This is a genomic window from Pseudomonas sp. JL27(2026) (assembly GCF_056933555.1).
In genome coordinates this window covers 2,076,113-2,093,816 of record NZ_CM167794.1, presented here as the reverse complement: position 1 = coordinate 2,093,816, position 17,704 = coordinate 2,076,113, and the positions used below count along the sequence as shown (strand labels likewise).

At 58.1% G+C, this 17,704-nt stretch carries 16 protein-coding genes; 4 read left to right on the top strand and 12 right to left on the bottom strand.

All coding sequences use genetic code 11. The annotated features are described in order from the left end of the window. The first annotated feature begins 9 nt into the window (after positions 1-9). On the top strand, positions 10-2,700 hold the full coding sequence (locus tag AC1Z1G_RS09480; protein WP_483626635.1) for a DEAD/DEAH box helicase: 2,691 nt from the start codon (positions 10-12) through the stop codon (positions 2,698-2,700). Between the two features lie 145 nt (positions 2,701-2,845). Here AC1Z1G_RS09480 and AC1Z1G_RS09475 read toward each other — a convergent pair whose 3' ends face one another. The 3 genes from AC1Z1G_RS09475 to AC1Z1G_RS09465 form a co-directional block, all read right to left on the bottom strand. After that, complete coding sequence (locus tag AC1Z1G_RS09475; protein WP_483626633.1) at positions 2,846-3,583, bottom strand: S-methyl-5'-thioinosine phosphorylase; 738 nt, start codon at positions 3,581-3,583, stop codon at positions 2,846-2,848. A 12-nt stretch (positions 3,584-3,595) separates the two neighbouring features. Beyond that, positions 3,596-4,594, bottom strand: a complete 999-nt coding sequence (gene nagZ / locus AC1Z1G_RS09470; protein ID WP_483627791.1) for a beta-N-acetylhexosaminidase — start codon at positions 4,592-4,594, stop codon at positions 3,596-3,598. 209 nt (positions 4,595-4,803) lie between these two features. After that, complete coding sequence (locus AC1Z1G_RS09465) at positions 4,804-5,511, bottom strand: TetR/AcrR family transcriptional regulator (protein ID WP_347905119.1); 708 nt, start codon at positions 5,509-5,511, stop codon at positions 4,804-4,806. A gap of 252 nt (positions 5,512-5,763) precedes the next feature. Here AC1Z1G_RS09465 and lexA point away from each other — a divergent pair, with 252 nt between their 5' ends. After that, positions 5,764-6,372 carry a transcriptional repressor LexA gene (lexA, locus tag AC1Z1G_RS09460; protein WP_339544700.1) on the top strand — a complete coding sequence of 203 codons (609 nt, stop codon included), beginning with the start codon at positions 5,764-5,766 and terminating at the stop codon, positions 6,370-6,372. 10 nt (positions 6,373-6,382) lie between these two features. Next, positions 6,383-6,856, top strand: a complete 474-nt coding sequence (gene sulA, locus AC1Z1G_RS09455) for an SOS-induced cell division inhibitor SulA (RefSeq protein ID WP_483626630.1) — start codon at positions 6,383-6,385, stop codon at positions 6,854-6,856. A 106-nt stretch (positions 6,857-6,962) separates the two neighbouring features. Here the strand turns inward: sulA and AC1Z1G_RS09450 are convergent, their stop codons facing one another. The 9 genes from AC1Z1G_RS09450 to AC1Z1G_RS09410 form a co-directional block, all read right to left on the bottom strand. Beyond that, on the bottom strand, positions 6,963-7,196 hold the full coding sequence (locus AC1Z1G_RS09450; protein ID WP_046041430.1) for a hypothetical protein: 234 nt from the start codon (positions 7,194-7,196) through the stop codon (positions 6,963-6,965). Between the two features lie 151 nt (positions 7,197-7,347). Then, on the bottom strand, positions 7,348-7,905 hold the full coding sequence (locus tag AC1Z1G_RS09445) for a LemA family protein (RefSeq protein ID WP_483626628.1): 558 nt from the start codon (positions 7,903-7,905) through the stop codon (positions 7,348-7,350). Between the two features lie 3 nt (positions 7,906-7,908). Beyond that, entirely contained in the window at positions 7,909-8,943 is a 1,035-nt protein-coding gene (locus tag AC1Z1G_RS09440; RefSeq protein WP_483626626.1) for a hypothetical protein, read from the bottom strand. Positions 8,944-8,995: 52 nt separating this feature from the next. Continuing rightward, entirely contained in the window at positions 8,996-9,517 is a 522-nt protein-coding gene (locus tag AC1Z1G_RS09435; protein WP_483626624.1) for a DUF6586 family protein, read from the bottom strand. A gap of 141 nt (positions 9,518-9,658) precedes the next feature. After that, positions 9,659-12,286, bottom strand: coding sequence for a type I DNA topoisomerase (topA, locus tag AC1Z1G_RS09430; RefSeq protein WP_483626622.1), 2,628 nt, complete (start codon positions 12,284-12,286; stop codon positions 9,659-9,661). A 114-nt stretch (positions 12,287-12,400) separates the two neighbouring features. Beyond that, on the bottom strand, positions 12,401-12,637 hold the full coding sequence (locus AC1Z1G_RS09425) for a DUF1653 domain-containing protein (protein ID WP_347905115.1): 237 nt from the start codon (positions 12,635-12,637) through the stop codon (positions 12,401-12,403). Between the two features lie 98 nt (positions 12,638-12,735). After that, positions 12,736-13,911, bottom strand: coding sequence for an acetyl-CoA C-acyltransferase FadA (fadA, locus tag AC1Z1G_RS09420; protein WP_483626620.1), 1,176 nt, complete (start codon positions 13,909-13,911; stop codon positions 12,736-12,738). A gap of 29 nt (positions 13,912-13,940) precedes the next feature. Next, on the bottom strand, positions 13,941-16,088 hold the full coding sequence (gene fadB, locus AC1Z1G_RS09415) for a fatty acid oxidation complex subunit alpha FadB (protein WP_483626618.1): 2,148 nt from the start codon (positions 16,086-16,088) through the stop codon (positions 13,941-13,943). 556 nt (positions 16,089-16,644) lie between these two features. Continuing rightward, entirely contained in the window at positions 16,645-17,082 is a 438-nt protein-coding gene (locus AC1Z1G_RS09410; RefSeq protein WP_483626616.1) for a hypothetical protein, read from the bottom strand. 104 nt (positions 17,083-17,186) lie between these two features. Between AC1Z1G_RS09410 and AC1Z1G_RS09405 the strand changes: the two genes are divergently transcribed. Next, positions 17,187-17,624 carry a universal stress protein gene (locus AC1Z1G_RS09405; RefSeq protein ID WP_483626614.1) on the top strand — a complete coding sequence of 146 codons (438 nt, stop codon included), beginning with the start codon at positions 17,187-17,189 and terminating at the stop codon, positions 17,622-17,624. The last annotated feature ends 80 nt before the right edge of the window (positions 17,625-17,704 follow it).

The following is a 17,704-nucleotide window of genomic DNA, read 5'->3' as shown; positions in this document are numbered from 1 at the left end:
GAAGTCCCTATGCCCTCTCGTTTAAGCAAACCCCTGGCACCTTCCTGGGTCAGCCGATTCAAGGAACAGAGCCTGGAGCGTGGCCGTCGCTACGCACTGGAAAACCGCGTCAGGATCGCCGAAGCCGGCGACAACACCATAACCGCCAGTTGCGAAGGCTCTGGCGGGAATGTTTACCGTCAGACCCTTCACTTGCGCGAGTCCGCCAAAGGCACCCTGCTGCTGGTCGACGCCACGTGCAGTTGCCCGGTGCGCAGCAATTGCAAACACTGCGCCGCCGTGTTGCTGCGCATTCAGGAAACCCTCGAGTTCCCGGCTGCCGCGAAAGACGCCGAACTCCTGGAAAAACTGCAAGCCGTGCTGGAAAGCCGTCGCCCTGCCCCATTGCCGCAATTGCTGGTAGACAACGTGCAACCTGTGCCACGCCTGTGGCTGGCCAGCATTGAGTTCAGCGCCTTCGAACCGCGCAACGGCAAGATGCAACGCTACATTCAGCACCGCGCCGCACTGTCCTTCAGCTACATGGACGAGTACGTCAGTGGACAGAAAAACGCCGACATCCTGATTCGCCAGGAAACACAGACCCTGCGGATCAAACGACAGCTGGAAGTCGAAAAGTCCTACCGCGAGCAGTTGCGAATTCTCGGTTTCAAGATTGCCACCCGCCAGAGCAAGGCCCTGCCGGAAAGCGCTGGCGAGCTGTTTGAGATGGTCAACGACAGCGCCTGGCTGACCTTCACCCTCAATGAGCTGCCCACGCTGCGCACCCAGGGCTGGGAACTGCAAATCGACGAGGACTTCGGCTTCGACCTATCGACCGTCGATGACTGGTACGCCACGGTCGAAGAAGCACCCGAGCGCGACTGGTTCGACCTGGAACTGGGGATTATCGTCAACGGCGAGCGCCTCAGCCTGCTGCCGATCCTGCTGAACCTGATGCGTTCGCACACAGAACTCCTCAACCCGGAACGCCTGGCCAAACGTCGCGACGACGAGCTGATCCTGGTGAATATCCCGAACCGCCCGAACTCCGAACACGGCCCGTTGCAAGTCGCGCTGCCATTCGGCCGCCTGAAACCCGTACTGGCAACCCTGGGAGAGTTCTACCTGCAAGAGCCCGGTGAAACCACGCTGCGCTTGAGCAAGGCCGATGCCACACGCCTGAATCCGCTGGAAGGCTTCCCGTTGCTGTGGGAGGGCGGCGAGCAGATCCGCACCTTCGCCCAGCGCCTGCGCGACATCAAGGACTACACCGCCAAGCCCCCCGAAGGCCTGAATGCAACGCTGCGCCCCTATCAACTTGAAGGCCTGAGCTGGATGCAATCGCTGCGGCAACTGGAAGTCGGCGGCATTCTCGCGGACGACATGGGACTGGGTAAAACCCTACAGACCCTGGCCCATGTGCTGACCGAGAAAAATGCCGGACGCCTCGACCGCCCGAGCATGGTGGTGATGCCCACCAGCCTGATTCCTAATTGGCTCGACGAGGCCGCGCACTTTGCCCCACAGCTCAAAGTGCTGGCGCTGTATGGCGCCGGGCGCAAGAAACACTTCGAGCACCTGGCCGACTACGACCTGATTCTGACCACCTACGCATTGCTGCCCAAGGATGTCGAACGCTTAGCAGCGCAGCCATTGCACGTACTGGTCCTCGACGAAGCGCAATACATCAAGAACCCCACCAGCAAGGCTGCCCAGGCAGCGCGCGAGCTTAACGCCCGCCAGCGCCTGTGCCTGAGCGGCACGCCGCTGGAAAATCACTTGGGTGAGCTGTGGTCGCTGTTTCACTTCCTGCTGCCCGGCTGGCTCGGCGATGTAAAAAGCTTCAACCGCGACTACCGCGTGCCCATCGAAAAACGCGCCAGCGAAGTCCGATTGCAACACCTGAACGGTCGGATAAAACCCTTCCTGTTGCGCCGAACCAAGGAACAGGTCGCCACTGAGCTGCCGCCCAAGACCGAAATCATCCACTGGGTCGACCTTAACGAGGCCCAGCGCGACGTGTATGAAACCATGCGCCTGGCGATGGACAAGAAAGTCCGCGACGAGATCACCCGCAAAGGCGTGGCGCGCAGCCAGATCATCATTCTGGAGGCACTGCTCAAGCTGCGTCAGGTGTGCTGCGATTTGCGGCTGGTCAACGAAGCAACCCTGCCCACGCGCGGCAGTACGTCCGGCAAGCTCGACAGCCTGATGGAAATGCTTGAGGAATTGTTTGAGGAAGGCCGGAAAATCCTGCTGTTTTCACAATTCACCTCGATGCTGGCGCTGATCGAAGACGAACTGAACAAACGCGGTGTCGCCTACTCACTGCTAACCGGGCAAACCCGGGATCGGCGGACGCCGGTGAAAGACTTCCAGAGCGGCAAACGGCAGATATTTCTGATCAGCCTGAAGGCTGGTGGCGTAGGCCTGAACCTGACAGAGGCCGATACCGTGATTCACTACGACCCCTGGTGGAACCCGGCAACCGAAAACCAGGCCACTGACCGCGCTTATCGGATCGGCCAGGACAAACCGGTGTTCGTCTACAAGATGATCGCCCGCGGAACAGTTGAAGAGAAAATCCAGCATTTGCAGAAGGAAAAATCCGACCTGGCGGCGGGCGTGCTGGATGGGCGCAAGGCTGGAGACTGGAAGCTGCAGAGCGACGACATTGAAGCGCTGTTTGCGCCCCTGCCGGATAAATCGAAGATTTAGCGGCGCCTGACAGGTCGCCATCGCCGGATCGCCGCCCGGAGCAAGCTCCCACACTGGATCTATGGTTGCCCGCCATGATGGGACAACATAAAACTACTGTGCGAGCCTGCTCGCGATGGGGTCAACCCGGTGTATAGAGCCTGGTTCAGCCTTCAAGCACCCGCGCCAAGGTCGACTTCACCTTGCCCATCCCGTCATGCAGCGCCTGCTCGATCTCGGCCATGGTAATCACCGTCGTTGACTTGCCCGCCGCCGGGTTCACCACCAGCGCCAGGCAGGCGTAATCGAGCTCCAACTCTCGGGCCAGCGCGGCTTCCGGCATACCGGTCATACCAACAATGTCGCAGCCGTCACGCTCCAGACGGGCGATTTCCGCCACGGTTTCCAGACGCGGCCCCTGCGTGCAGGCATATACCCCGTGGCTGCTGTAAGCACAGCCCTCGGCAGCCAGCGCGGCAATCAACTGTTCGCGCAACGGCTCGCTGTACGGATAGCTGAAGTCGATGTGGGTGACGTGCTCCAGATCATCGGCAAAATAGGTGTGCTGGCGACCGCTGGTGTAATCAATCAATTGATGAGGCACACAAAAATGCCCAGTGCCCATGGCGGCATGGATCCCGCCGACCGCATTGACCGCCAGAATTGCTTCGGCGCCCGCCTGCTTCAAGGCCCACAGGTTGGCCCGATAGTTCACCTGATGCGGTGGAAAACGGTGCGGATGACCGTGACGCGCCAGGAACAGCACTTCACGCCCCGCGTACTCGCCGACCTGAATCTCGGCCGACGGCGCGCCGTACGGCGTGTCCAGCGTCAACGACTGGCGAATGCTCAAGCCTTCGAGCTGGGTCAGGCCGGTGCCACCGATAATCGCGTAAACCGTCATTGCAAAAAGTCCTTAATCAATCAGTTGGGCATCTTTGAGCGCGCCGAGGGCGGTGAGCCAGCGCGGGTCCTGGCGGTACTCGGTGCTGGCAAATGCCTGGCCACGCATCCGCGCAATACGCGACGACGGCTTGACCTTCAAGCGCTGGGCCGCACTCAGGGCCAGTTCGGCCGCCGCCCGGTCGTTGCACACCAGGCCCATGTCACAACCGGCTGACAGCGCCGCCTCGATTCGACTGGCCGCATCGCCGACCACATGAGCCCCGGCCATCGACAAGTCATCGCTGAAGATCACGCCATCGAACTGCAACTCGCCACGCAAAATGTCTTGCAACCAGCGACGCGAAAAACCGGCCGGTTGGGAATCGACCTGAGGATAAATCACGTGGGCCGGCATGACGGCCGCCAACTGCTTGCTCAAACGGGCGAACGGCACCAGATCCTTGGCGCGGATCTCGTCGAGGCTACGCTCGTCATTGGGTATCGCGACGTGGGAGTCTGCCTCCGCCCAGCCGTGGCCAGGAAAATGCTTGCCTGTGGCCGCCATGCCGGCGCTGTTCATGCCACGGATAAAGGCCCCCGCCAGCAGCGCGGCGCGCTCGGGGTCACCTTCAAAGGCACGACTGCCCACCACAGCACTGCGCTGATAGTCGAGGTCCAGTACCGGGGCGAAGCTCAGGTCCAGGCCAACCGCCAGCACTTCGGTCGCCATGATCCAGCCACACTGCTCGGCCAGGTACTCGGCGTTCGGGTTATCGGCGATTGCACGCATTGCCGGCAAACGCACGAAGCCCTGACGCAGGCGCTGAACGCGACCGCCCTCCTGGTCTACCGCCAGTAGCAGATTCGGGCGAACAGCACGGATCGACGCACTCAATTCCCGTACCTGACGCGGATGCTCAATGTTGCGGGCAAAGATGATCAAGCCGCCCACTTCGGGCTGGCGCAACAATTGGCGATCTTCGGCCGTCAGCCAGGTACCGGCGACGTCCACCATCAACGAGCCTTGCAGGCCAGCAGTCATAGAGATTCCTTGATAACGAAAAGCGCGCGCGGCGCATCTTTGAATAACCCGGCCCGACGCAGACGCACGACTTCGCCACCAAGGGCAAGGCCTGGCGGAACGTGGTCTGCAAAAGGAAAATGGAGCGGATCTGAAACGAGAGTCGGCATGGGCGGCTAGCTTAGCGGATGTAAGCTGCCGCGCCCACCCGTGTGCGGCTAAACCTTGGCGGCCACCGGTGCCGACTTGCTGCGAGGGCGCAACTGGGCGGCGGCCATGGCGTCATCAGTGACGCCGGTTTCGGCGCGCATGCCAGCCGCCAGAAACGGCACCATCAGGCGCATCACCTGCTCAATGGAAGTGTTGACACCAAAATCAGTCTCGGCAATAGCACGCAAGGCCTTGATCCCCGACATGCTGAACGCAGCCGCGCCGAGCATGAAATGCACGCGCCAGAACAGTTCGATAGGCGGAATACGCGGTGCGGCGTCGTTGACCAGCAGCATGTAACGACGGAAAACCTTGCCGTACATGTCTTCCAGATAACGGCGCAAATGGCCTTGGCTCTGACTGAACGCCAGCCCCAGCAAACGCATGAATATGGAAAGATCGTTGCCGCTGCGGGGCTGCACGACCAGCGCTTGCTCCACGAGGATTTCCAGCAGGTCTTCCAGAGAAGGCTTGTTGTCAGGCTTGGCCTGACGACGCTCCAGTTCACGATCGAGGCTGATACAGAACGGCCCGAGAAAGCGCGAAAACACCGCTTGGATCAGCGCTTTTTTCGAGCCGAAGTGATAGTTCACTGCCGCCAGGTTGACACCCGCCTTGCTGGTGATCAGCCGCAATGAAGTTTCAGCAAACCCTTTTTCCGCGAACAACTGCTCGGCAGCATCAAGAATGCGTTCTACGGTTTCCGACTGGGCCATGGCTACTCCGCCTGACAAACACTTGTTTGAAACATACGTTTCAGCTTGTGTCTTGTCAAGGCTGGCAGTTCGTTTTGCGAATGGTCGGTCAGCTATTTAACCATACCTGCCGAAAGCTGTAGCCAGTCCTACAGACGTTGGGCCGATGATCTGCGGGACGACCGTCCAGCGGACGGTAAAAAATCGAGGATTGCCAAGAATGCTTCACTGTATATAATCCCAGTCACTGTATAAAAAGACAGAGCGATCGACATGCTAAAACTGACGCCCCGCCAAGCTGAGATTCTGGCTTTTATCAAACGCTGCCTCGAAGACAACGGCTATCCGCCCACCCGCGCGGAAATCGCCTTGGAACTGGGTTTCAAATCGCCCAACGCGGCGGAAGAACACCTAAAGGCACTGGCCCGCAAGGGCGCTATCGAAATGACACCCGGTGCTTCACGCGGCATTCGCATTCCAGGCTTTGAAGCCAAGGCCGACGAGTCCACCCTGCCGATCATTGGCCGGGTTGCTGCAGGTGCGCCGATTCTGGCCCAGCAACACATCGAAGAATCCTGCAACATCAATCCTGCCTTCTTCCATCCTCGCGCCGACTATTTGTTGCGTGTACACGGCATGAGCATGAAGGACGTCGGCATCTTTGATGGCGACTTGCTGGCAGTCCATACCACCCGTGAAGCCCGCAATGGCCAGATCGTTGTGGCACGGATCGGCGATGAAGTGACGGTAAAACGCTTCAAGCGCGACGGCAGCAAAGTTTGGCTGATTGCCGAAAACCCTGAATTCGCGCCTATCGAGGTGAATCTGAAAGATCAGGATCTGGTGATCGAAGGCTTGAGCGTCGGCGTCATACGCCGCTAAAGGAGGCTTTATGCAGTTCCCACATCTACCACAGCAGGCACAACTGACCTTGTTCGAAGCCTTCATGGTTCAGCCATTGGCGCCAACCCTGAAAGAGACAGTGCAGTCGCCCTGGATCGCCGAACCCGAAGTGTTCAGCGAACTGTCTTTGCGTGGCGCCGCCGGGAACTGCCTGAGCCTGCTTGCACCCATCCTGAGAGAACTGAGCCAGGAGCAGGACGCTCGCTGGCTGACACTGATTGCGCCACCGGCGAGCCTGACTCAAACCTGGCTTCGTGACGCCGGCCTGAACCGCGAGCGCATTCTGCTTTTACAACCGCGCGGCACACAAAGTGCCCTGCAACTGACCTGCGAAGCGTTACGCCTGGGGCGCAGCCACACCGTCGTCAGCTGGTTGAACCCACTGAATAGCGCCTCCCGGCAACAGTTGAGCAGCGCCGCCCGCATTGGAGAGGCACAAAGCCTGAATATTCGACTCGGTTAAGTGTCACGCAATGTGCACTTGAAGACGCAGGGCTTCTCCAGGACAGAGAAGCCGATCAGTAAAAATCGAGCAGCGATAATTTCTTACCAAAAACCGACAAACGGAATCAGTGAAGAACCCGCGACCCTTCTTCTTTGTCGAACTCACCTTCAACCAGGCGTCCCGCCATCTGCACACCGACGCTCAACATCGCCTTGGCGACTTCAACGTGCTGGCCCTGCAAGAAAGCCTTGGCATCCTCGGAGAAATCCAAAGTAACCAGAGAACCCTCGTCCTCGGCCCTGCGCAGCTCAATACGGCCGTCTGGTAACTCGACAATTTCTAGAAAGGACGTTGGCATAAAGGTCTGTTCTCCACGAAAGGCCGGGATTATATAGGCATCGGCCAGGCTTCGCTCGGGATCTTGAGGAACGGTCATCAGCCAACCATTCCGAAAAACTTCTTGCGGTCGGCCATTCCCCCTGATCGCCCCTCCCCTAATGCCCCCTCCTTCAAAAATTCGGCTTGTACTCAAAAGCCGCTGAAGCCTGGGAATCAGAAAATGGCACGATCACCGACTTTTTGTTAAGAAAGCCATTAACAAGGGAGCCGGGGAACATCTGGATCGAATTGTTGAAAACCTCTACCGCGCTGTTGAAGAGGGTAATCGCCGCACCGATATTTTCTTGCTGTTCGGTGATTTCCCGCATGAAGCTGTTAAACAATTCATTGGCCTTGAGTTCTGGATAAGCCTCAAATGCCACGTTCAATCCTGCCAACAATTCCCGCGTTCCCTGTTGCACGGGCAGTAGAGCCCCACCATTGGCCTCCTGGGGCAACCTGCCGATAGCCGAGCGCAACCCCGTGATCTTTTCCAACAGCGCACCTTCGTACTCCTTGAAACTCACAACCTGCTGTTCAAGCAAATCAAGCACCCTGGTTTTCTGCCGCTCATACACCAGGACATCCGCCCAGGCGCGCTGCGCACGGTTATGCCGGCCAATGATTCGGTTGGAACAGGTCCAGAAGGTAATCCCGACCACGACCGCAATAATCAATAACAAACCCATCGTCTAATACTCCATGTTTTTTACGGTTTTCGCGGAAGGCGCAAAATTGTCGTCGTGTAACTCGGCCAATCGATGAACCCACAACAGCAGCAAGTCCAGACGAGGGAATCGGATGCCCGTCTCGATAAGCCGATTAAAGCCCTGCAAATTCTTCAGACCCTGTGATGCCTCTGCCTCAAGCACACCCGTATCGCTGAAACTCAGACACAGCCGACCCTGCCCCGAAAACTCCAGGTTGACGTCGCTCAACTGCTCAATGAGCTGCATCATGTGCAATACCGTGGCTGGCTTGGCAAAGAGGGCACAGGCCATCTGCGTTTCGCCTGTCAGGTGAAACGCACGGTTGAATTCACTGGACGTTGTATCCAGTGTTTCTTCAAGGTCCAGCGCCCCGAACCGATCACCGCGCACACGTACGCTCGCGATCCATGGAAAGCTCAGTACCAGGCTATGCCGTGCATACTTGCTATCTATCGTCTTGGTTTCAACCTTGGTCCCGCCCGCACCATCTGGCACCTTGGTTTCGCGAGTTTCGCGATCTACATACTGAAAGTGCTGGTAAGTGAAGGGCAGTTCATGAAGCGCGCCGAGGTAAGTACCCTGAACCGTTTTCATTAATTGGCGACTGTAGGAGCCTCGATGAAACTCCTTGAACTCTGCGCGCAGACTCTCGAGAACGCTTACATCGGGATTGAACTCTTCATTCAACCCATGGGTAAACATCGCCGATTTTTGAGCGATTTTTTTGGAAAGCGCATCCACCAAGCCTGACCTGTTATCCATCACCAGCCAACTGCCAAGCAAGAATCCAAGCCCGAACAGTAGCAACGGTATGAAAAACACAGTGGCCGCGATCAGTGCGAAACCAATGTTGCGAAACAACTTGGGCGTGGCGTTATCAAACTCTAATGGCCCACCAAACGCCTCGATCCGCCTGGTTACATCAAGCAAATCCGAGGGACTGGTGGCAGCTTCGACGTCCGCATTCGATTGTTCGAAGAGCTGACGCAGTTTTTTGTTATGCAATACGCGAGACATGCTTCATCCCTGAAGGGACCAACGGCACACGGTGCCCGGCCCGGTTATGTGCCTAGCACTCGTTCAGACCTTCGCGAAAGCGGATCGCCAACCCTTTCAGGTTCTGACGCCAGCTCTCAAGCTCCTCGCGACTCAACTCCGGCGCCTGCTCCTCGTCAAGATTGACCGCCACAATCAATGGCTGCGTCACATCGCCCTTGGGTTTGTGGGGCGCACGCGGCGGTTGGAACATCGCTGCGTGGGCCGCGAGCAGTTTCGCCAGCCAGGTTTCGGGGTTGTGTGCCAACTCAACCATCTCAGCCATCTCGGGGATGGCAATGGTTTCGAGGATCTCATGCGTCAGCAGCATCTCTGCCCGTGGAGCATTGGCCTGCGGCAAACGGTAGAAACCGGCGATTTCATGGCACAGCCCCAGCAACGCACCGTACAGGTGAAACAGCGTAGATTCGCGACCCGCCTGAATCAGTGCCAGGGAATTCATCTCCCGCCCTTCTTCAGCCCGGGCCAGCGCCTCAAGCGATAGACCGGCAAAGTAAATTTTCTGATTGGTACGGGTATAGAGCTCAAAAGCCATGACGGCAGTCTCCACAACGAGATTAGATGCGTGATGCAGATCAGACAGTGTCGTGGATCATCCGATCTGACCGCAAGCCCAAAACAAAAGGCCGCATGAAAACCCGAGGATTTTCATGCGGCCTTTTGTGTGCAGCGTCTTTTACGCTTTCGCGGCTGGACGCTTGTCTTCAACTGTCCACTTGCCGCCGTCGTAGTACGCTTTCCAGCCAGTCGGCTTACCCTCGACTTCAGTTTGCACGTACTGCTCTTTGGTCTTGCGGCTGTAACGGATCACTGAAGGCAGGCCATCCGGATCCTTCTTCGGCGCGTCGCAGAGGAAGTGGTACTTCGGATCGATCTCATCCTTGTGCGGCACGATCTCGATCACCAGCGGAGCACGGGTCTCGCGGTTTTTCGGGAACTGACTGGCCGCCAGGAACAGGCCGGAAGCACCGTCACGCAGAATGTAGGTGTCGTTGACCTTCTCACACTTGAGTTCAGGCATCTTCACCGGGTCCATCTTCGGCGGCGCCGCGTCACCGCTTTTCAGCAGTTTTCGGGTGTTTTTGCAGGTTGCATTGGTGCACCCGAAGAACTTGCCGAAACGGCCCGTCTTGAGCTGCATCTCGCTGCCGCACTTGTCGCACTCCAGGCTCGGACCTTCGTAGCCCTTGATGCGATAGCTGCCCTCTTCAATCTCGTAGCCCGAGCAATCCGGGTTGTTACCGCAGATGTGCAGCTTGCGCTTCTCATCCAACAGGTAAGCATCCATTGCAGTGCTGCAGATCGGGCAGCGGTGCTTGCCACGCAGCACCAGCGACTCCGACTCACCCTCATCGTCCGCCGCGATTTCGTCGCCCGGCACGAGGTTGACGGTGGCCTTGCAGCGTTCTTTCGGTGGCAGGCTGTAGCCTGAGCAACCGAGGAACACGCCGGTCGATGCGGTACGAATCTGCATCGGACGACCGCAGGTCACACACGGAATATCAGTCATGACCGGCTGATTGGCGCGCATGCCGTTTTCCGGGCTCTCGGCGACTTCAAGTTTTTTCTTGAAGTCACCGTAGAACTCGTCGAGCACGCTTTTCCAGTCACGTTCGCCCTGGGCGACGTCATCGAGGTTCTCTTCCATGCCGGCGGTGAAGCCGTAGTCCATCAGGTTGGAGAAGCTCTCGGACAAGCGCTCGGTAACGATGTCACCCATCTTCTCCGAGTAGAAACGACGGTTATGCAGCGCAACGTAACCGCGGTCCTGAATGGTCGAAATGATCGCAGCGTAGGTTGAAGGACGACCGATACCACGCTTTTCCATCTCTTTAACCAGGCTCGCTTCCGAAAAACGCGCCGGCGGCTTGGTGAAGTGCTGGGTCGGATCAAGCTTGATCAGCTTCATCGCATCGCCCTGGGCCATGTCTGGCAGCACATCATCGTCGCCCGGCTTGGCGATTTGCGGCATAACGCGGGTGTAACCGTCGAACTTCAGGATGCGGCCCTTGGCGCGCAACTCGAAGTCACCGGCACCCACGGTGACGGTGGTCGACAGGTATTGGGCCGGCAGCATCTGGCAAGCCAGGAACTGGCGCCAGATCAGCTCGTAGAGCCGCTCTGCATCACGCTCCATGCCCGACAACTTGCTTGGCTCGGTGTTGGCGTCAGATGGACGAATCGCTTCGTGAGCCTCTTGTGCGCCTTCCTTGCTGCTGTAGACGTTCGGGTTTTCCGGCAGGTACTTCTTGCCGAACTCGCTTTCAATATAAGTACGCGCCATCGCCACGGCATCAGCCGAGAGGTTGGTGGAGTCGGTACGCATATACGTGATGTAGCCGGCTTCGTACAAGCGCTGGGCCATCATCATGGTTTTCTTCACACCGAAGCCCAGACGGTTGCTCGCGGCCTGCTGCAGGGTCGATGTGATGAACGGTGCCGATGGCTTGCTGCTGGTCGGCTTGTCTTCGCGCTTGACGATGCTGTAGCTGGAGGCCTTGAGCTTCTCCAGCGCAGCCATGGCCTGAGCTTCATTCAGCGGCTTGAAGGCCTCGCCTTTCTCGCGGGCCACGTCAAAGCGCACAGTGGCACCCTTGGCGGTACCGAGGTCGGCGTGTACTTCCCAGTATTCTTCCGGGTTGAACGCGCGAATTTCACGCTCACGCTCCACCACCAGCTTCACGGCAACCGATTGCACACGGCCTGCGGACAGGCCACGCGCGATCTTCGCCCACAGCAGTGGCGAAACCATGTAACCCACCACGCGATCGAGGAACCGGCGCGCCTGTTGAGCGTTAACCCGATCAATGTCCAGCTCGCCCGGCTGGGAGAAGGCTTCCTGAATCGCCTTCTTGGTGATTTCGTTGAACACCACGCGCTTGTAGCGGCTGTCGTCGCCACCGATGGCTTCGCGCAGGTGCCAGGCAATGGCTTCCCCCTCGCGATCCAAGTCCGTTGCGAGATAGATGGTGTCAGCATCCTTGGCGAGCCGGCGCAGCTCTTCGATGACTTTTTCCTTGCCCGGGAGGATCTCGTACTTGGCTTTCCAGCCATGGTCCGGATCGACACCCATGCGCGAGACCAGCTGCTTGCGCGCCTTCTCTTTCGGCGACAGCGCCGGCGCTTCACCTGCAGCGGCCTTGCCGCGCTTGGCGGCAGGCTCTTTGCTGGCGCTAGCCGAACCGCTGGTGGGCAGGTCTCGGATATGGCCGATACTCGACTTCACCACGTATTGGTTACCCAGATACTTGTTGATGGTCTTGGCCTTAGCCGGGGATTCCACAATGACCAGCGATTTGCCCATGGATCAGAAAATTCCTGAATTCTAGAAGTGAAAGGCGGTTGGCGCCTGACGCGGCACCGCTATATATAGTGGCAACAAGGTGAGGTCAAGCGCAGGGTTCTGCGCGCTCTCAGCTTATGGCCTTGAAAAAAGGCTCGGTTCAGCCTGCACCAAAGCAAAGCGCGGGACCTGTTCGCCGTCAACTTCGACTGACTCCAGGAACATGCTCAAGGGGCGCACCCAAAAGCCGTAATCACCATACAGTGCTTGGTAAAACACCACTTCTTCTTCGGTCTCGGAATGCCGCGCAACGCTGAAAACGCGGTACTGCGGCCCCTTGTAATGCTGATAGAGCCCGGGTTCGACTTTCATGCTTTGGCCCTCTCACAACGCTCATAAAAATAAAGACAAAAAATCTTCGGAAAAACAAAAACCGGGGCACTTGGCCCCGGCTTCCCTCAACGAGACGCTTAAACGCGTTCGAAGACGGTGGCAATGCCCTGGCCGAGGCCAATGCACATGGTCGACACACCGAAAGTGCCGCCATTTTGCTTCATCACATTGAGCAAGGTGCCGGAGATACGCGCACCGGAACAACCGAATGGGTGGCCCAGGGCGATCGCGCCGCCGTGCAGGTTAACCTTCTCGTTCATCTTGTCGAGTACTTTCAAATCTTTCAGCACTGGCAGGGCCTGTGCAGCGAAAGCTTCGTTGAGCTCGAAGAAGTCGATATCGGTGATGCTCAGACCCGCGCGCTTCAGTGCTTTTTGTGTAGCCGGTACTGGACCATAGCCCATGATCGCCGGATCCACACCCGCCACTGCCATCGAACGGATCACCGCCATCGGCGCAATGCCCAGGTCCTGGGCGCGCTGCGCCGACATCACGATCATGCACGAGGCACCATCGGTGATCTGCGACGATGTACCCGCCGTCACGGTGCCGCCCTTTGGATTGAAGGCCGGCTTCAACGCCGCCAGGCTTTCCAGGGTGGTTTCCGGACGAATGGTTTCGTCGTAGTCGAACAGTTTCAGGAAACCGTTCTCGTCATAGCCCTGCATCGGGATGATTTCGTCTTTGAACTTGCCTTCCAGGGTCGCTTTATGGGCGAGCTGGTGGGAGCGCACGCCGAAGGCATCCTGCTGCTCACGGGTGATGCCGTGCATTTTGCCGAGCATTTCTGCGGTCAAACCCATCATGCCCGAGGCTTTTGCCGCGTACAGCGACATGTGTGGGTTCGGATCGACACCGTGCATCATGCTCACATGACCCATATGCTCGACGCCGCCCACCACGAAAACGTCACCGTTACCTGTCATGATCGCTTGCGCAGCCGTGTGCAGGGCACTCATGGACGAGCCGCACAGGCGGCTGACGGTCTGACCGGCAGCCGTGTGCGGGATCTGAGTCATCAGGGACGCCATGCGGGCGATGTTCCAGCCCTGCTCCAGGGTCTGGTTCACGCAGCCCCAGATCACGTCTTCGACTTCACTCGGATCGACCTTGACGTTACGTTCCAGCAGTTTGCTGATCAGGTGCGCCGACATGTCTTCGGCGCGGGTGTTGCGGTGCATGCCGCCCTTGGAGCGGCCCATCGGAGTACGACCGAAGTCGACAATCACGACGTCTCTTGGATTCAAGCTCATAAATATTCTCGCTCTAGTCGATTGGGCGCTTAACCGAAGAAGCTCTGGCCGTTTTGGGCCATCTCGCGCAGCTTCGCAGTCGGGTGGTACAGCGCGCCCAAATCAGCGTACTGGTCAGCCAGGGCAACGAACGCTGCCACACCGATCGAATCGATGTAGCGCAGTGCGCCACCACGGAATGGAGGGAAACCAATACCGTAGACCAGGCCCATGTCGGCTTCGGCGGCGGTTTCGACAATGCCATCTTCCAGGCAACGCACGGTTTCCATGCACAGCGGGATCATCATCCAGTTGATGATGTCTTCGTCAGACACTTCACGCTGTTCAAAGACGATTGGCTTGAGCACTTCGAGTACCGACGGGTCGGCGACTTTCTTCTGCTTGCCCTTCTTGTCGGTCTCGTAGGCGTAGAAGCCCTTGCCATTCTTCTGACCCAGGCGCTTGGCTTCGTAGAGCACGTCGATGGCCGAACGACGGTCGTCCTTCATGCGATCCGGGAAGCCTTCAGCCATCACGTCACGACCGTGGTGGCCGGTGTCGATGCCGACCACGTCCATCAGGTATGCCGGGCCCATTGGCCAGCCGAATTTCTCCATGATCTTGTCGATACGGACGAAGTCCACACCGGCGCTGACCAGCTTGGCGAAACCGCCGAAGTACGGGAACAGCACGCGGTTGACCAGGAAGCCCGGGCAATCGTTGACGACGATCGGGTTCTTGCCCATTTTCTTGGCGTAGGCAACGGTGGTGGCAACAGCCAGCTCGCTGGACTTCTCGCCACGGATAACCTCAACCAGCGGCATCATGTGCACCGGGTTGAAGAAGTGCATGCCGACGAAGTTTTCCGGACGCTTGAGGGCCTTGGCCAGCAAGGTGATGGAAATGGTCGAGGTGTTGGACGCTAGGATGGTGTCCTCTTTGACCTTGTCTTCGACTTCGGCCAGAACGGCTTGCTTGACCTTAGGGTTCTCAACGACCGCTTCAACCACCAGATCCACGTGACCGAAGTCGCCGTAGGACAGGGTCGGACGAATGCCGTTCAGTACTTCAGCCATTTTCGCCGGGGTCATGCGACCTTTATCAACGCGGCCGACCAGCAGCTTGGCGGCTTCAGCCAGACCCTGCTCGATACCGTGCTCATTGATGTCCTTCATCAGGATCGGCGTGCCTTTGGAGGCCGACTGATAAGCGATACCGCCACCCATGATGCCAGCGCCGAGTACGGCAGCCTGCTTCACGTCTTTGGCGATTTCGTCGTAGGCCTTGGCTTTTTTCTTCAGCTCCTGATCGTTCAGGAACAGACCGATCAAGCTCTGCGCAGCAGAGGTCTTGGCCAGTTTGACGAAACCTGTGGCTTCAACTTCCAGCGCTTTGTCGCGACCGAAGTTCGCGGCTTTCTGAATGGTCTTGATCGCTTCAACCGGCGCCGGGTAGTTCGGGCCCGCTTGGCCGGCCACGAAACCTTTGGCGGTTTCGAAAGCCATCATTTGCTCAATGGCGTTCAGCTTGAGCTTTTCCAGCTTCGGCTGACGCTTGGCCTTGAAGTCGAACTCGCCTGCGATGGCACGTTTGATCAGTTCCAGAGCCGCTTCCTGCAGTTTCTCTGGAGCAACCACAGCGTCGACTGCACCGACTTTCAGCGCGTCTTCAGGGCGGTTTTCCTTACCGGCGGCAATCCACTCGATGGCGTTGTCGGCACCGATAATGCGCGGCAGGCGAACAGTGCCGCCGAAGCCTGGGTAGATGCCCAGCTTGACTTCCGGCAGACCGATCTTGGCCTTGGTGGACATGACGCGGTAGTCCGCCGCCAGGCACATTTCCAGACCGCCGCCCAAAGCGATGCCGTTGATCGCGGCTACGGTCGGGACATTGAGGTCTTCGAAATCGCTGAAAATCCTGTTGGCTTCGAGGTTGCCTGCAACAAGCTCTGCATCAGGCAGCTTGAAGTTCTCGACAAATTCGGTGATGTCGGCGCCGACGATGAACACGTCCTTGCCACTGCTGACGATCACACCCTTGATCGAAGCATCTGCCTTGATGGTGTCTACGGCCTGACGCAGTTCGTTCAGGGTTAGACGGTTGAACTTGTTGACGGACTCACCCTTGAGGTCGAATTTCAATTCGACGATGCCACTTTCAAGAGCCTTAACCGTGATGGCTTTACCTTCGTAAATCATCAACTGATCTCCACGATATGGAAGCTGAACAGTACACGTCGGACGCTGACGTTCTGGCTCGGCATGGACGTTACCGTCGATGCTAACGCCATTCCACCAGGCACACCCGCCAACGCGATAGTCGGGATTCTGTAGGAGCTATCTGTAATACAAACGCTCAATTCATACGCCCGTTTGATTTGGGTACGCCACCTTCACGGAATTTCCGACAATTGTCAATCGCCCAAAATGCGGGTTTAAACACGACTTTACGGTCACTTCCGTACCACGAAGATCTGCAACATGCGGGTGCATGTGCAGCCATTCATAGAATCAATTGTTAGAAACGTCGCCCTAATTCTCGGCAGAGCCGATTTTCACCGGCTAGGCTTGAGGCATCTTGAAAGAAAAAACAGGAGCGCCATCAGCGAACGCTTGACGCAAATGCAACACCACGCCTCGGCGGACGCGATGGTTTGAACAGCTTACCGGCCTGCCTGGCCAATCTCAGCCCGATGATGATGTCGGGTTTTTTATGCCCGACCCAAAAACCACTGTCACTCCAGTGCGCAAGCGCTCAAGCGAGGGCTTTGAGCACACTGGCAATGTCCTGCAAAACACTCGCCTCGCCCCTCTCCCCCCAATACAGGGCAATCATTTGCTTGTCTGCTTCAATCTTGTAGACATTAGCCGGCAATTTCCCGAAATGAATCAGCAAGGACTCATCCTGACAAACTTCTCGCCATTGATTGACCCACACACCCGGCGCCGTCTGCCAGTAGCTCCAGCAATCGGGCTGGGTGCCACGACGCGGCCGATGGTATTGCGCGCACGGGTTCGGCGCCTCCTGGTCGAACCAGTGCGGCCACTCCTGCGGCGCCAACTGCATGGCCAGGCCGATGCGACGGGCCTCCATGCGCAGGTTCATGCGCCCGCTCTGGCCACGGGACGGGCGCAGCCACGCCAAAGGGCTGAGGACCACCGCCAGGATTGACACCACTATCCAGACCGTCATATCTGTACTCCCGATTCTTGATGGGCGCATTGATCCACGTCGGAACCAATCCGCTTGAAACCAGCCATACTTACCGTTATCGCAATCCTCAGGAGGAGCACCTCATGCCCTACCACCACATTCTGGTCGCCGTAGATCTAACCGAAGAGTGCGATCCTGTGATTCACCGCGCCCGCGAATTATCGGTCAGCAACGGCGCCAAACTGTCCCTGGTTCACATTGTCGAACCGATGGCCATGGCCTTTGGTGGTGACGTGCCGATGGACCTGTCGCAATTGCAGCAGCAACAGTTCGATCAGGCCAAGGAGCGACTTCATCGATTGATCCTCAAGTACCCTGAACTGTCCCAGGAATACAGCCACCTGACCTACGGTCAGCCCCGACAGGAAATCCATCACCTGGCCAAGGAGCAGGCGTGCGACCTGATCGTCGTCGGCAGTCACGGCCGCCACGGTTTGGCGCTGCTGCTGGGCTCCACCGCCAATGACGTGCTGCACGGTGCCCCCTGCGATGTGCTGGCCGTTCGCCTGATCAAAAGCTGACAACACCTCCCACATCAGGGCTCGCGTCGCCTCTCACTCGCATTCCATATGAAAAGCCCGGCGTTCATTACTGAGCGCCG